14 protein-coding genes are annotated in these 15,337 nt (G+C 54.3%); 3 read left to right on the top strand and 11 right to left on the bottom strand.

Features of this window, described 5'->3' with window-relative positions; translation table 11 throughout:
* Window positions 1-29: 29 nt before the first annotated feature.
* Together ASD8599_RS10000 and ASD8599_RS09995 are read left to right on the top strand one after the other, a co-directional pair.
* Window positions 30-482, top strand: a complete 453-nt coding sequence (locus tag ASD8599_RS10000; RefSeq protein ID WP_108828390.1) for an iron-sulfur cluster assembly scaffold protein — start codon at window positions 30-32, stop codon at window positions 480-482.
* Between the two features lie 82 nt (window positions 483-564).
* The gene (locus ASD8599_RS09995; RefSeq protein ID WP_108828389.1) at window positions 565-1,959 is read left to right on the top strand and encodes a methyl-accepting chemotaxis protein; all 1,395 of its coding nucleotides are present in this window, start codon (window positions 565-567) and stop codon (window positions 1,957-1,959) included.
* Window positions 1,960-2,130: 171 nt separating this feature from the next.
* Here ASD8599_RS09995 and ASD8599_RS20495 read toward each other — a convergent pair whose 3' ends face one another.
* From ASD8599_RS20495 to sciP, 5 genes are all read right to left on the bottom strand, one after another.
* A complete protein-coding gene (locus tag ASD8599_RS20495; RefSeq protein WP_281261556.1) occupies window positions 2,131-2,259 on the bottom strand; it encodes a hypothetical protein in 129 nt (42 codons plus the stop codon).
* Window positions 2,260-2,360: 101 nt separating this feature from the next.
* On the bottom strand, window positions 2,361-4,451 hold the full coding sequence (recG, locus tag ASD8599_RS09990) for an ATP-dependent DNA helicase RecG (RefSeq protein WP_108830111.1): 2,091 nt from the start codon (window positions 4,449-4,451) through the stop codon (window positions 2,361-2,363).
* The gene (ligA, locus tag ASD8599_RS09985; protein WP_108830110.1) at window positions 4,448-6,568 is read right to left on the bottom strand and encodes an NAD-dependent DNA ligase LigA; all 2,121 of its coding nucleotides are present in this window, start codon (window positions 6,566-6,568) and stop codon (window positions 4,448-4,450) included. Before ligA ends, recG begins: the two co-directional genes overlap by 4 nt.
* Before the next feature lie 167 nt (window positions 6,569-6,735).
* The gene (gene ctrA / locus ASD8599_RS09980; protein ID WP_108828388.1) at window positions 6,736-7,455 is read right to left on the bottom strand and encodes a response regulator transcription factor CtrA; all 720 of its coding nucleotides are present in this window, start codon (window positions 7,453-7,455) and stop codon (window positions 6,736-6,738) included.
* 98 nt (window positions 7,456-7,553) lie between these two features.
* Window positions 7,554-7,832, bottom strand: a complete 279-nt coding sequence (sciP, locus tag ASD8599_RS09975; protein WP_108828387.1) for a CtrA inhibitor SciP — start codon at window positions 7,830-7,832, stop codon at window positions 7,554-7,556.
* Window positions 7,833-7,956: 124 nt separating this feature from the next.
* Here sciP and mnmA point away from each other — a divergent pair, with 124 nt between their 5' ends.
* The gene (gene mnmA, locus ASD8599_RS09970; RefSeq protein ID WP_108828386.1) at window positions 7,957-9,099 is read left to right on the top strand and encodes a tRNA 2-thiouridine(34) synthase MnmA; all 1,143 of its coding nucleotides are present in this window, start codon (window positions 7,957-7,959) and stop codon (window positions 9,097-9,099) included.
* A 62-nt stretch (window positions 9,100-9,161) separates the two neighbouring features.
* On the opposite strand, the gene lpxB is transcribed toward mnmA, so the two are convergent.
* The 6 genes from lpxB to bamA form a co-directional block, all read right to left on the bottom strand.
* Window positions 9,162-10,358: a lipid-A-disaccharide synthase gene (gene lpxB, locus ASD8599_RS09965; RefSeq protein ID WP_108828385.1), complete on the bottom strand. Its 1,197-nt coding sequence runs from the start codon at window positions 10,356-10,358 to the stop codon at window positions 9,162-9,164.
* On the bottom strand, window positions 10,321-11,112 hold the full coding sequence (locus ASD8599_RS09960) for an LpxI family protein (RefSeq protein ID WP_108828384.1): 792 nt from the start codon (window positions 11,110-11,112) through the stop codon (window positions 10,321-10,323). Before ASD8599_RS09960 ends, lpxB begins: the two co-directional genes overlap by 38 nt.
* Window positions 11,112-11,894: an acyl-ACP--UDP-N-acetylglucosamine O-acyltransferase gene (lpxA, locus tag ASD8599_RS09955; protein ID WP_108828383.1), complete on the bottom strand. Its 783-nt coding sequence runs from the start codon at window positions 11,892-11,894 to the stop codon at window positions 11,112-11,114. The genes ASD8599_RS09960 and lpxA overlap by 1 nt, the downstream gene beginning before the upstream one ends.
* A 5-nt stretch (window positions 11,895-11,899) precedes the next feature.
* The gene (gene fabZ / locus ASD8599_RS09950) at window positions 11,900-12,364 is read right to left on the bottom strand and encodes a 3-hydroxyacyl-ACP dehydratase FabZ (protein ID WP_108828382.1); all 465 of its coding nucleotides are present in this window, start codon (window positions 12,362-12,364) and stop codon (window positions 11,900-11,902) included.
* 75 nt (window positions 12,365-12,439) lie between these two features.
* Window positions 12,440-12,994 (bottom strand): OmpH/Skp family outer membrane protein, encoded by a 555-nt coding sequence (locus tag ASD8599_RS09945; protein ID WP_108828381.1) that lies wholly within the window; start codon window positions 12,992-12,994, stop codon window positions 12,440-12,442.
* 6 nt (window positions 12,995-13,000) lie between these two features.
* Complete coding sequence (bamA, locus tag ASD8599_RS09940) at window positions 13,001-15,325, bottom strand: outer membrane protein assembly factor BamA (RefSeq protein ID WP_245925994.1); 2,325 nt, start codon at window positions 15,323-15,325, stop codon at window positions 13,001-13,003.
* Window positions 15,326-15,337 lie beyond the last annotated feature (12 nt).

Below are 15,337 nucleotides of genomic sequence, written 5' to 3'. Positions count from 1 at the left end.
TATGAGGGTAAGCAGGATGGGAAGCCGCGATGACCGCTGATACAGATCTAATCAAACTCTATTCGGGGCGCATCCTTGCCCTGGCAACAGATATTCCGCACCACACCCGTCTCGAAAGTCCGCAGGCAACTGTCAAAAAGCGTGCACCGTTATGTGGGTCAACCGTCACCGTTGATCTCGATGTCCAAGACGGGCGCATCGTGGCCTTTGGTCAGGACGTAAAAGCATGTGCCCTTGGACAAGCAGCAGCAGCTGTGACAGGGGCCGCAGTGATTGGTCGGACGTTGTTCGAAATGCAGACCGCACGCGACCAAATGCGTACAATGTTAAAAAACAACGGCCCTGTGCCCGCGGCACCGTTTGAGGGCTTTGAGGTCTTGGAACCGGCACGCGACTACAAAAACCGGCATGCGTCCATCTTGCTAAGCTTGGATGCAACGGTCGAAGCGTTTGAACAGGTTATGCAATCCGATTGCGCCTGACGCGTTTTAGCAGGGCGCCGTTAACTGTAATTGAGTAAATGCAGACTATGGCTGAGTGGAACCATCCGCTTGCCGAGGCCGCATGTCACATCAAAACCATTTCCCGAACCCGCAACACATGACCCGGCTTGGGCGCGCTGCATCCACACTGGGGTTCGAGATCGTCGATATCGCGGGTTTTCTTGATCTGGTCGAAGCCAAAGCCCAGCAACAACGCGCCGACCTTGGTGCGCTAAGTTCAAGTGCGCAATCCGTTGTGTCTGCAAATTCCGAAGCAAAAACCGCAATTGCGGCATTGGCTGATAACAGCGGCAAAACCTATAAAGACGTCCAGAATTCTGCGGAAACCATGCGCGAAGCCGGCGAAAAAACCCGTGATGTCGCGCAGTGGGTCCAAAAGTTGGAACAGCGCACAGGCGCCGTCAGCGACACTTTGCAGGCCGTCAAAAAGAACAATGCGCAAATCGCATCCATTTCCACCCAAGTGAACACATTGGCCATCAATGCAAAAATCGAAGCTGCCCGTGCCGGCGACAGCGGCCGTGGGTTTGCAGTGGTTGCCAATGCCATCAACGAACTAAGCCACGACACCAAGAACGCAGCGGCACAGATTTCCACCAACATCGAAGAACTGACCAAATGGATCGCGTCACTGGGCATCGAAGCAAAGGACATATCCACCAAGGCGAGTGACGTTTTGGAACAATCAACAAAAACCGACAACGCATTGGGCCGTATGGAATTATCCGTACGAGACGCCAATATGCAAGCGTCACAAATTGCCTCTCATGCTTCGGCTGTGGAAAGCTCCTTGACGGACTTTGGACCGCGCCTGGATCGCATTCAGAACACTGTCGACTTCACGGTCAGCGGGATCGAAGAAACACACACACGCATCCAGAATTTGATCGACACATCAGAATCAATGGTGCAATCAAGTGCTGCTTTGGGTGGTGTGACCGAAGACCAGCAATTCATCGACTACGTGCAGTCATTGGCCGCGGAGATTTCGCAAGCTCTGGCCAGCAGCATAGATGAGGGCGCGATTACGTCCGCAGAATTATTTGATCGCAGCTATGTCCCGATCATCAACAGTGACCCCGTTCAGGTGATGACCAAATCCACGCTTGTTATGGATAAAGTTCTTCCCCGTTTCCAAGAAGCTGCACTGGATTTCGACCATAAAGTCGTCTTTTGCGCAGCAATTGATGTGAACGGATATTTGCCAACCCACAATCGAAAGTTTTCGCACCCCCAAGGCGATGATCCGGTTTGGAACATGGCCAATTGTCGAAACCGACGCATTTTTGACGATCGTGTGGGATTGAAGGCCGGACGCAACACTGCACCGTTTTTGCTGCAAGTGTACCGGCGCGACATGGGCGGCGGAAACTTCGTGATGATGAAAGACCTGTCCGCGCCAATTAGCATTCTGGGCAAACATTGGGGTGGTCTACGCCTCGCGTACACGTTCTAAAAAAAAGCGCCGCACATCCGGGACGGGATGGCGGCGCAAAGTAAAGCGGGTCTTACGGGGACCTGAACGTTCCAAGCCACGAAGGGCCTAACTTGGGACAGGCAGTGTCAGTTAACGCATCAATTTGGGACGGACGCGAAGAACGGTCAGCATAAGATCGCAGGCAGAAAATCAGACAAAGGATGGAAGGTGCAAACCGACAACAAGCATCACCATTAAAGCAGCAGCCCCTATTGCGTCTGTCAGAAGCGTGTCCTGAGCGCGGGTTGCGATGCTTTTGATCTGGCGAAGAGTGGTCATGTCGTGGCCTCCTGTACTTTGTTGCACCTTTGTTCTCATATTATTAACTCTTCGTAAAGAACTTTTTAAGAACATTTGTGAACTTATTGGAACAAAAGTGATTAACCCACTGATATCAAACGAATAGCTTCGTCCTGACGCATTAACCAAAGTAGAACACGGGCCGCCTGCCCCCTGGGGCTTTCCAAATCAGGATCTTCCGCCAGCAACCGCCGCGCATCACTTTGGGCCACGGCCATCAAATCGGACTGCCGTTCCAGATCCGCAACCTTGAACCGCGGAACACCGGATTGTGCAACACCGATCAAATCCCCCGATCCACGCATTTGCAAATCTGTCTCGGCAATGACAAAACCGTCTTCCGTTTCACGCAGAACCTCCAGCCGCTTTTGTCCGGTTTCAGACAAAGGCGCTTGATACATCAACAAACACGTTGATGCGGCATCACCTCGTCCCACACGCCCACGCAGTTGGTGCAACTGTGCCAAACCAAAGGTTTCGGCACGCTCGATCACCATGATTGTAGCATTTGGCACGTTTACACCGACTTCGATAACGGTCGTTGCAACCAGAACCTTTGTTTCTCCGGCTTGAAAACGGGCCATGGCGGCATCTTTTTCCGCAGGTGGCATTTGCCCATGCACCAGCCCAACAACCCCTTCGCCAAGCGCAGCACGCAAGCGTTTGAACCGTTCTTCTGCCGCGGTTAGATCAACAACTTCGCTTTCTTCCACCAACGGGCAGACCCAATAACACTGGCGCCCTTCTTGCATAACTGCGCGAAGACGATCCACAACTTCGTCGATCCGGCCGGTGCTGACCAAAGCTGTGCGGATTGGTTTACGGCCAGGGGGCTTTTCATCCAGAACCGACACATCCATATCGCCATATTGCGCCAAGGCCAGAGACCGCGGAATAGGCGTCGCTGTCATAACCAGCACATCCGCGTGGCGTCCTTTTTTGCCCAACTCCAAGCGTTGCCGAACCCCGAACCTGTGTTGTTCATCAACGATCGCCAAACGCAAATCACGAAAAACAACATCGTTTTGAAACACGGCATGTGTACCGACCAGGATTTGAATGTCGCCCCGTGCCAATGCAGCCAGCTTTGCGGCACGTTCACGGCCTTTGTCGCGCCCTGTGAGGATGTCCAGAACGACGCCCGCGTCTTCGGCCATCGGCTGCAGCCCCTCCAGATGCTGACGGGCTAAAATTTCTGTCGGGGCCATCATCACACCCTGCCCTTGGGCTTCAACAGCCACCAAAAGAGCCATAAACGCGACCAGTGTTTTGCCAGCGCCAACATCGCCTTGCAGCAACCTGTTCATACGGTCAGGTGATGCCATATCGTCGGAAATCTCAGAAATGGCACGGGTTTGTGCCCCTGTCGGACGGTAGGGCAACGTGGACAGCACTTTGGATTGCAGCGCGCCTGTGGCGCGACTGATTTGGCCAGTCACCTTGCGTTCGTGTTGCCGCGCCAATGCCAAAGTCAGCTGATGCGCCATCAATTCATCGTAGGCCAAACGTTCCTTGGCCGGTGCAGTTGCTGCCATGTCCTTAAGGCTTTGGGGTTGATGTGCGGCCTCAATGGCGTCCCGAAATTCTGGCCACTTGGCCTGCGTCTTTTGGGGTCCGTCAATCCATTCGCCCAAGTCCGGCACCCTGCTTAACGCGCCTCTGGTTGCCTTGAACATCAGCTTTTGCGTGATGCCAGCGGTTAAGGGATAGACCGGTTCAAAATCAGGAATATCCCCTGCATCGTTTTCAGCCACCGCATGGTCGGGATGCACCATCTGGGCCATACTGTCGAACAATTCGACCCGCCCCGATACAACACGCCGCGACCCTGTCGGCAGGCTGCGCTCCAGATAATCGCCACGCGCGTGAAAATACACCAACTGAAACGTCGTTTCCGCATCTTCCACCGTGATCCGATATGCCCCCCCTTTGTTGCGGGCGGGGCGATGTTGGCCGATTGTCACTGCAACAGTTACAACACCCGGCAGATCAGCGCCTTGGATCGTGTCGCGCAACCTTCTGTCAATGCCGGTATGTGGCAGCGTGAACAACAAATCGCGCGGCGCCTCGACACCCAGCTGGGTAAAATGCTTCGCCGTTTTGGGGCCAACCCCCTCCAGCGTTTCAAGCCCGGCGAAAAGCGGGAACAAAGACGCTGGCCGACCCGTCATGCCGGCGCAATCAGGGCGATCCATTCCGCCTCTGTCAGGGTTTCAATGCCAAGGTCCGCGGCTTTTTTGGCTTTGGACCCTGCGCCTGGCCCCGCCACAAGAATATCCGTTTTTGCACTGACAGAGCCGGACACCTTCGCGCCCAATCGCTCCGCTTGTGCCTTAGCTTCCGCGCGGGTCAATTGTTCAAATGTACCGGTAAAAACCACAGTTTTTCCGGATACAGGGCTGGAGGACGTATCGGGGCGCTGCGCGTCTTGCACCGATAGCTGCGCAATCAAACGGTCAATGGCCGCACGTTCATGGTCATTTGCAAAGGCAGCAACCAACGACCCCGCCATCACAGCCCCCACCCCATCGACATCGATCAAATCGTCCCAAGCAGGGCCGGCTTGATCCACAGCGTCATCTACAGCTGCCATCAACGCCTTCAAGGTCCCGTAATGCAGCGCCAATAAATTGGACGCGGCATCACCAACATGCCTTATGCCCAATGCGAAAAGGAACTTGGGCAATGGAATGGTGCGTTTTTCGTCGATGGCATCAAAAAGGTTCGACGCAGATTTGTCGCCCCAACCCTCGCGGTTTTTCAACTGTTGCAACCCTGTCTCGAACCGGGCCTGCAAGGTAAAGATATCCGAAGGTTCGTTGATCCAACCATCAGTATGAAACTGTTCCACCTGTTTTGCACCCAAACCGTCTATATCAAAAGCCCCGCGGCTGACAAAATGTTTTAGCTTTTCAACGCGTTGCGCTGGACAAATCAAGCCGCCGGTGCACCGTCGCACGGCATCACCTGGTTCACGCGGGGCGTCACTGTCGCACTCGGGACAAGTTGTCGGAAAGACGAAAGGAACTGAACCGTCCGGCCGTTTTTCGATATCAACATCAGCAATCTTGGGGATCACGTCGCCAGCGCGGTAAACTTGAACCCAATCGCCCACGCGGATGTCTTTACCGTCCCGAATGTCGCCGCCTTTGGCATCTTTGCCCGCAATGTAATCTTCATTATGCAACGTGGCATTGGACACAACAACTCCCCCAACCGTAACAGGCGCCAAACGGGCCACAGGGCTTAGGGCGCCGGTCCGTCCGACTTGAATGTCGATGCCTTCCAACCGGGTCCATGCCAATTCTGCCGGAAACTTATGCGCGATCGCCCACCTTGGTGTGGAAGAGCGGAACCCCAAACGGTCCTGCAATGCCAGATCATCCACTTTGTAGACCACGCCATCAATATCGTAACCCAGCGACGCGCGCTGCTGTTCTATCAATGAATAATGCGCAATCAACTCGGACGGACCCGCACATAGTTTCGTCAGCGGATTGGTCGAAAACCCAAAAGATGCAAGACGCGCCACGGCCTCCAGTTGTGTCGTGGCCAATGGCGCGGAAAGGGCGCCCCAGGCATAGGCAAAAAATTTCAAAGGACGGTCGCGGGTGATTTCTGCATTCAATTGACGCAACGATCCCGCTGCTGCATTGCGTGGATTTGCAAACATTTTGTCGCCGTTTGCCGCTTGGCGTGCATTCAAAGTCTCAAAATCGGAATGCGCCATATAGACTTCGCCGCGCACTTCCAGAATGTCTGGCGCGTCCTTAATCCGTTCCGGCACATCAGATATCGTACGGGCGTTGGCCGTGACATTTTCCCCAACAGACCCATCACCGCGTGTCACGGCGTGGATGAGTTCGCCCTTTTCATACCGTAAAGACAAAGACAGCCCATCAATTTTGGGCTCCGCCGTATACCCGCCTAAAGCGGAATTTTGAATCCCCAAGTATTTGCATATACGGGCATCGAAATCAGCAACGTCTTCATCTGAAAACGCATTGCCAAGCGACAACATTGCGACGTCATGGGTGATCTTGGAAAATCCGTCAGCGGGCGCAGCCCCCACCTGATCTGTTGCGCTGTCGATGCGTTTAAGGTCAGGAAACCTTGCCTCTATCGCAACGTTGCGACGTTTCAAAACATCGTATTCCGCGTCCGAGATCACCGGAGCATCGTCCGTGTGGTAGGCCGAATTCGCGTCGGACAAAACCTGAGCAAGACGCCGAAGTTCTGCTTCGGCGTCCAAGGCAGTTAAGGATTCAATATCTATTTCGGCAGTCACTGATGCTTTCCCGGTCTTTTTAATACCAATATGCGGCAGGCGGGATGGCGTCCAGCGGGTTTCATAGACGATCGGTACCGGGTGTTCCAAATCGGTCAAACGTCAGACGTGGAACGCAAAACGCAGCCCATCAGGCTGCGTTTTTTACTTGATAGAGGGGTGCGAAGTTAGGCGCCGACCGCAATACGGTGGTCATCCGTAGCGCTTGCAGGTTCCGGATCACGCAAAACATACCCACGCCCCCAAACCGTTTCGATGTAATTGTCACCGTCGGTGGCCGTGCTTAGTTTTTTGCGCAATTTACAGATGAAAACGTCAATAATTTTCAATTCCGGTTCGTCCATGCCGCCATACAGATGGTTTAGGAACATTTCCTTGGTCAAAGTAGTGCCTTTGCGTAGGCTCAAGAGTTCGAGCATCTGGTATTCTTTGCCCGTCAGATGCACTGTTTTGTTGTCGACGCTGACCGTTTTGGCATCCAGATTGACCGAAATCTGACCTGTGTTGATCACAGATTGGGAATGCCCCTTTGACCGGCGGATAATGGCATGAATACGCGCCACCAATTCTTCACGGTGGAACGGCTTTGTCAGATAATCATCTGCACCAAAACCGAAGCCTTTGATTTTGTTTTCCGTGTCATCAGCGCCGGACAAAATCAGGATAGGCGTTTCAATGCGCGCCAATCGCAACTGGCGTAGAACATCGTGACCATTCATATCAGGCAAATCAAGATCAAGCAGGATCAAATCATAATCATACAATTTGGCCAGATCGATCCCCTCCTCGCCAAGATCCGTTGCATAGACGTTTAGATTGGCATGAGTAAGCATCAGTTCGATGCTTTTCGATGTTGTGGGGTCGTCTTCAACCAGCAGTACACGCATGTATTTGTCTCCGCTTCACATGGGGTTCGCGTTGATCTCAATCGTGACTAATAAAGGTTAATCACACGTTACCGTGAGTAGATTAATAACATAACAACTTAAAGTTGTCTATACTTCTGTAACGCAGTCGCCTTCAACGCCGCCTCACCATGCACACTGACCGCACGCACCCATTCTTTAAATTCATCTTCGCTAAGCTGGTATTTCTGCAAAGCGGTTTCTTCAGAAATCAAACCATATAGAACGCCGCGCACAACAGCTGCTTTGCGCGAAGCCACCCAACGCCTTGTTTTCGCATCAGGCAAATCAGCCTGCGTCATCACTGTTCCGTCCGGCAAATTTATCGCCCGCGGTCCTTCTACCTTTTTCAGATACATTTTTTATCTCGATCCATTGCACTTAAGGCTACAATGGCCCAAATGCGCTTAATGAGCTGTGAAGCTTGGCGATGAGAGTAATTAGGATTTTCATCGATTGCGAACGACCTACCTGGAGACCACAATGCCCTTGGACCAAGATAAACCACTGAACTCTTTGGGTTTTGCGAAAGACCCGTCCGAGACCCGCGTGGTTGTGGCAATGTCTGGCGGCGTCGACAGTTCGGTTGTGGCAGCAATGTTGGCCGAAGAAGGTTACGATGTGGTCGGTGTTACGTTGCAACTTTACGATCATGGCGCGGCTCTGGCGAAGCAAGGTGCGTGCTGCGCAGGCCTTGATATACACGATGCGCGGCGCGTGGCGGAAACCATGGGGTTTCCGCACTACGTGTTGGATTATGAGAACGTGTTCAAAGACGCGGTCATCGACGAATTCGCCGACAGCTATCTTGGTGGTGCGACACCTGTCCCCTGTATTCGGTGTAATGAACGCGTGAAATTCAAAGACCTTCTTGAGACCGCAAAAGATCTGGAAGCTGACTGTATGGCGACCGGTCACTACATCCAAAGGTTGAGCGGATCTGAGGGACCAGAGCTACATTCAGCCGCAGATGCAGCCCGAGATCAAAGTTACTTTTTGTTTTCCACCACCCGCGAACAGCTGTCATATCTACGATTCCCCTTGGGCCATTTACCAACAAAAGACGAAACACGGGCGTTGGCCGCGAAATATGGTCTCAGCGTTGCTGACAAACCGGACAGTCAGGATATCTGTTTTGTCCCGAACGGCGACTATGCCTCTGTCATTCGCAAATTGCGGCCCGAAGCGGCGGCCCCGGGCGATATCGTGGACACGGCGGGAACTGTTCTGGCGCAACACGACGGTGTCATCAATTACACCATTGGTCAGCGCCGTGGCTTGGGGATCGGTGGATTGTCCGATCCGCTGTATGTTGTGAAACTGGATGCGGACAGCCGTCAGGTTGTGGTTGGCCCTAAATCAATGCTGGCGACCCGCAGTGTGCCGGTGCGTGAAATCAATTGGCTGGGCGACGCGCCATTTGACAGCCAACCCGAATGGCATCTGGCTGTTAAGGTACGGTCAACCCGCCCGCCCACTGACGCAATCTTGCGACCATTGTCGGCAACGACTGCCACCGTTGAACTGGTCGCGGCGGAAGAAGGCGTGTCCCCCGGTCAGGCATGCGTGTTCTACGACCGCGACAGTTCCCGCATCTTTGGTGGTGGTTGGATTCACAAGGGATAGGTCGTTTGGGGCGCTGCCCCCGGCCTGCGGCCTCCCCCGGGATTTTTTTGGCGAAAAGAATCCTAAAGCCGTTTGAGAACCGCTTTTGCAGCACGCAGTCCGGGGTCTTCACCCTCTTCACCCAACTTTTGCATCGTATCGGCCATCGCTTCCAACTGAAGCGTGGGGTTCTGCATCAAGCCGTTTAACCCATCCGCGATGAGGTCTGCACGGCAATTTTCAGCGACAAATTCCGGAACATGCCGCGTGTCGCTGACCAGATTGATAAGGTTGCCAGTGTCCGTGATCACCATCCGTTTGATAATCTGGCGACTGATCCACCCCATATCAAACACACTGACCATCGGGGTGCGTGCTGCAGACAATTCCAAGGCAACTGTGCCGGACACGGCCAAAGCAAAGTCAGCGGCCGCAAAAGCGTCCCGTTTTTCGGCCTGGGCTTGTCCCAACGGTTTTTCCCGCGGATCTAAAAGAACCGAAGGCACAGCCCAGGACCGCGCCATGTCTTCCACCAGTCCCGCCACGGGGCCTGCCGCGGGCACAACCACCTTCATGTTGGGGTGTTGTGGCGCAAGGTGCGCCAAAGTTTCACCCAAAACAGGCCCCAACCATGTGACTTCGCTGCGCCGTGACCCGGGCAACAGCAGCAACAGCGGTGTGGCATCATCCAGATTGTGCCGTGTTTTGAAAGATGCAGCGTCTTGCGCGGATACTTTGGGTTCGCTGACCACAGGATGGCCGACAAAATCACACTCCATGCCTGCAGCTTCCATGTAGGGTGGCTCAAAGGGAAACAGTGCCAGAACGTGGTCGATCACTTTTGCCATTTTTAGAGCACGCCCCGGGCGCCACGCCCAAACCGTCGGGGCCACATAATGAACGCAGCGGATATCTGACGCGGCCTTGACCTGACTGGCGACCCGCAAGCAAAAATCCGGACTGTCGATGGTAATCAGAACGTCAGGCGCCATGGCGACAACGGCTTGAGCTGTATCGCGTATGCGCCGTTTCAATTGGCGGTACTTGGGCAAAATCTCGGCGATGCCCATAAGACTGAGTTCGTTCATATCAAAACGACTGCTCAGCCCTTGGGCTTGCATGTGTTCGCCCCCAATACCGTCGAATGCCACATCGGGCCTGAGCTGCTTCAACCCTGCCATCAAGGCCCCGCCCAGCTTGTCGCCGGACGGCTCGCCTGCGATCACAAAGACACGCAACGGATCACTCACCGCTGCGCGCCCAAAGAACGATGTCCGCATTATTTGCGAGTTCCACACAGCGATCCGGTTCCAGAACAATCACGTCGCCTGCGTCAATAACAATGCCTGCAAGTTCGGCTTTGATGACTGCCAAAATAGTATCAGGGCCGATCGTCGGCATATCGGCGCGCGTGTCTTGTCCCAATTTCGGCCCCTTGATCAGGACGCCGTGTTTGCGCAGCGGGGTTTGCGGCAGATGTGCCAACAAGAAGTCTGTGCCGCCGATGGTTTCCATACCCAAAAGCTGGCCTCCGCCCGTCACACAAGCTTGCCCAACGTCCATCGGCGCCAATGCCGCCAAAACATCCGCGCCAAGCTTGGCATCTTTGCGCATTTGCGCATCGGGCCATTTTTCAGACAGAACACCGGGCTGTGCCACAAGATCAGGCGCCAATTCATGCGCGGCACGAACGGTGAACCCTGTTTGCTCAAAAAGCCCCATGATCGCACGAAGCGCCCCATCATCCCCCGCACCCAGAGCGCCCGCAATCAAAGGGACCAAGGGTTTGGTATGTTCGTCCAACGCGTTCGGGTCCAGCACGGGGCGATCAATTGCACCACAAAGACACACGTCCGTGACACCGTGGTGACCAAGTTCAATCAAAAGCGTTCCAAGTGTTTCAAGCCGAAACGTCAGATCAACATCCAAGGCGTCCGGAACCGATCCCGCCATAGCGCAGACAAGCGGGAATTCGGGCTGCGCCTGCGCCACTTTTGCAGGCAGTGCGCCAGAACCACAAATCAGCGCAAGCATCAGCGCGGCGTCAGGAACGACCGGTCACTGTCGCCCATCACAAAGTCTACGATTTCTTTTACAAAACTGCTGTCCGTCTCAGCCCCAAGACGCGCAGCACGGTCGTGAAACGTACCCTCGCCCTGCGCCAACATCTGGAAGGCCGCCCGCAATGCCGTGATGTCGGACCGTACAACCCCACGCCGTTTCAGCCCGACAAGGTTCAGACCGTCCAATTCGCCGCGTGGCGCCTGCACAAGGCCGTAAGGAATGACGTCGTTTGTCACCATGGTCACAGCACCAATGATGGCACCTTTGCCGATGCGCACAAACTGGTGAATGCCTGCAAGCCCGCCCACAATCACATCGTCTTCCAAGACACAGTGTCCCGCGATCGCAGCAGAATTCACAACAATGACACGGTTGCCTACAATGGCATCATGGGCGATGTGACACCCGGCCATAAACAAGCCGTCGTCGCCGATCTTGGTTACACCGCCGCCCCCTTCGGTGCCAGCGTTCATGGTGACATGTTCCCGAATGCGGTTCCGCGCCCCGATCTGCAAAGCAGAACTTTCGCCTTTGAACTTCAAATCCTGTGGAATTTCCCCGATGACCGCAAAAGAAAAAATCACCGTGCCTTCGCCGACTGTCGTTTTGCCAGTCACCACCACATGGCTTTTCAGCTCCACATCGGGGCCCAGAACAACGTCAGGACCAACCACGCAAAACGGGCCAACTTTGGCTGTGGGATCAATGACAGCGCCGTTTTCTATTACAGCTGAAGGGTGAACATTGTGCATGGCACTCATTCCTTGGGCAAATCCATCATTGCGGTAAATTGCGCTTCGGCGGCCATTTCACCATCGACTTCAGCCACACCGGAGAATTTCCAGACTTTTCCACCCGGCTTGCCGCGGACTGTTGTCAGCTTCAATTCAAGGACGTCGCCGGGGATGACCTTGCGGCGGAACTTACAGGCGTCGATGGCCATAAAATAGACCAACATTTCCTTGTCGGCCATTTCCAGCGCAGTGCCGACCATCACAGCGGCCGTTTGCGCCATGGCTTCAACGATGGTGACGCCGGGCATGATCGGGTTTCCCGGAAAGTGGCCTTGGAAATGCGGTTCGTTCATTGTGACGTTTTTGATGCCGCGCGCCGATTGGGTGCCATCGATATCGACAACCTTATCCACCAGCAAAAACGGGTAGCGGTGCGGCAAAATGCGTTGGATCAGTTGGATGTCGGCGCTCAGTAGCTCGGTACTCATAGCTGCTCATTTCTTGGTGTTAAATAATGTTACCCCCTGCCTAGCAAGCCACGCTTGGCGGAGCAAGAGAGAGGCTTAGTCGCCCGACGGTAGCGGTGCGTCGCCTGCGCCCAAGGTCTTGTTGATACGTGCAATCGCCGCAGCCGTAATATCGATGGCACCGGCACTTAAAAAGACGTCGCGGCGTTCGATAATAATGGCGGCCCCGGCTTCTCGCATCAGGTCTTCAAGAATGGGTGCCACGGCGAGAAGGAATGTGCGTTGTTGGTCATCAAGACGCGCATTAAGCGACTGGGTCTTTTTCTGTTGTTGCTGGCGAATATCACGAACTTTTTCGTCAAATGCATCGGCAAGAATGCGAAATGCTTCTGGTGTCATGGTTTTGCGCTTGTCGGTCAGATCAAGCTCTTCCGCTTCCAGATCCGCTTCAATGCGCCGGTTCTCGGAAGAAAGCTTTGCCCCCAAAGCATCCAGTTCGGCCACAACACGGCGGCCAAAATCGCTGTTCTGATACAAGCGGTCGCTGTCGATTGTCAGAACCGGACTGCGCACCGGCGGCGTTCCCTGTGCTGTGGCCGGGGCAACAGACATCGCCACCAACGCACAACACAGGATTAAAACACGCAGCATCAAAGCTTAGAACGTTGTGGACAGGGTCAGATCGAACTTCTGCTCGCGGTCGAATTCTTCCTTGCGGATCGCGTCAGTAAAGTTGAAGCGCAATGGTCCCACTGGCGTGTCCCACAAGATTGAAAAGCCGATCACGTGACGGAACGAACCCGTTTCACCCGCAAGCGTCGAACCCGAGGCATTGACCGAATTGAGGTTCCACAGGTTGGCCACATCATAGAAAACAGCGCCACGAATGCCGTATTCTTCAGGCAGACCCAATGGGAATTCGGCCTCGATGCGTGCAGCAACATAGTAGTTACCGCCAAGTGTATCACGGCCGGGCGAACCGATGTCGCGTGGACCAATACCGCCGCTTTCAAAGCCGCGAATGTTGGTTTGGCTTAGAATGAAACGGTCGTCGGTCCGGTTTGTGCCACCACGCCAAGCCAACGCACCACCCTCGATGGACGTGCTGAGCTTGATGTCGTTGTTGAAGATAAGACGCTGCGACGCAATGCGGAATGTGGATTTGATGTATTCGTTGTCACCACCGAAACCCGCAATGTCTGAACCCACCTGAATGAACACACCGCCATCCGCCACGCCGCTCGCGGTGCGCGTGTCGTAGGTGTATTCGAAACCGACAGCAGATGTGAATTGATCACCGCTGGCAATTTCGCGATCGATGACAGGGCTGGCTGTCACACCGCTTTGGGCCACCATGGACGATTGGGAAGCTGTATAACGCAACTGCAAACGGCCGTATTCGCTGATCGGAAACGTCAGGCTGGGGCGGAACAAGATGCGTTCTGTCCCGAATGTTAGGTTGTCGCTGTCTGTTTCGCGGTAATCCAAGCGCAAGCCGAACGCCACATCGCGCCCCAAGAAAGCAGGCTCAACAAAGTTAAAGCCGTATTGCTCGGATTCTTCCGCAGTCGAGAATGACAAAGTCAGTTGCTGACCCCGGCCCACAAAGTTGCGTTCCTGAAAGCTGATCGCCAGGCCAAAGCCACTGGATGCCGAAAAAGACCCGCCAAAGTTCAAAGACCCTGTTGGCTTTTCTTCGACGTCAACGTCCACGATGATCTGGTCGGGGCTTGACCCCTCACGCGCGTTCACTTGCGCCGTCTCAAAGAAGTCCAGTGCGCGGATACGTTCCGCACTCTCGCGGATTTCGCGTGGGTTAAAGGGATCGCCTTCCGCCACACGGAACTGACGGCGGATCACTTGGTCCAAGGTGGTTGTGTTGCCTTCGATGTCGATGCGTTCCACGAACACGCGCGGGCCACGGGTCAACACGAATTCAATATCAAGCGTTAGATCACGATCATTGCGCGAGATGCGCGGCTCAACCCGCAAGAAATTCACACCCTGACGAATGGCCAAACGTTCCATGCGCGAGATTTCATTTTCCACCAAAGTCGGGGAATAGGTCACGCCGGGGCGGACTTTGATAACCGACTGGTAGTCGTCGCTGTCGACTTCGCTCAGTTCACTGACTGTGGTGATTTCACCAAACGAAAATTGCTGGCCCTCTTGCACGTTGAAGACGATGAAATAGCCATCGCGTTCTTCCGCAAGTTCCGCATTTACTGAATTTGTGCGGAAGTCGACGTAACCGCGTGAGAAATAGAAATCCTGCAGCACTTGTTTGTCGAATTCGATACGGTCAGCCACAAAGGTGTCTTTGCGGATCAAGGTGCGGAAAATACCGGCCTGTTTGGTGTCTAGAACGCGGCGCAAACGGCGGTCGGAATAGACGCGGTTGCCGACAAAGCTAAGACGTTCGATTTCAACAACATCGCCTTCGAAAATTTCAAAGACCAGATCGACACGGTTGTCGCTGCGGCGAATGATGCGGGGCGACACACGGGCGGCCAAGCGGCCATCACTGGAATAGGCTTCCGCGATGGCAGCCGCATCCTTTTCAGCGGTTGTCGGGTTGAACGCACGGCGCACAGCGGATGTAACCAACGCAGACAAGGCTTCATCTTTGATGCGGCGATTGCCCTCAAAGCTGATGCGGTTGATCGTGGGATATTCCACAACAACAATGCGCAACGTGTTCCCTACCGGTACAATTTCAACGCTTTCGAACAATCCGCTGTTCTGCAGCTTCTGGAAAGCGTCGTTCAATTGGCCCGCAGAAACTGTTTTGCCACGGGCGATTCCTGCCTGACTGAGGATCGCAGCATCACCGATACGCGCGTTGCCATCGATAACAATGTTGCCAAAGCGATAGTTTTGCGCCTCGGCTTGTGCTGTTTGCAGCACCCAAGCCACTGAAAGAAAAGATAAAATAAGACAAGCGCGCAGAACACGGCCCATCACGTTATAATTTTTGTGCATTTGAAAGCGCCC

Source organism: Ascidiaceihabitans donghaensis (assembly GCF_900302465.1).
GTDB lineage: Bacteria > Pseudomonadota > Alphaproteobacteria > Rhodobacterales > Rhodobacteraceae > Ascidiaceihabitans > Ascidiaceihabitans donghaensis.
Note: the sequence above shows the minus strand (reverse complement) of the source record. Positions and strands in the feature narration are given on the sequence as shown.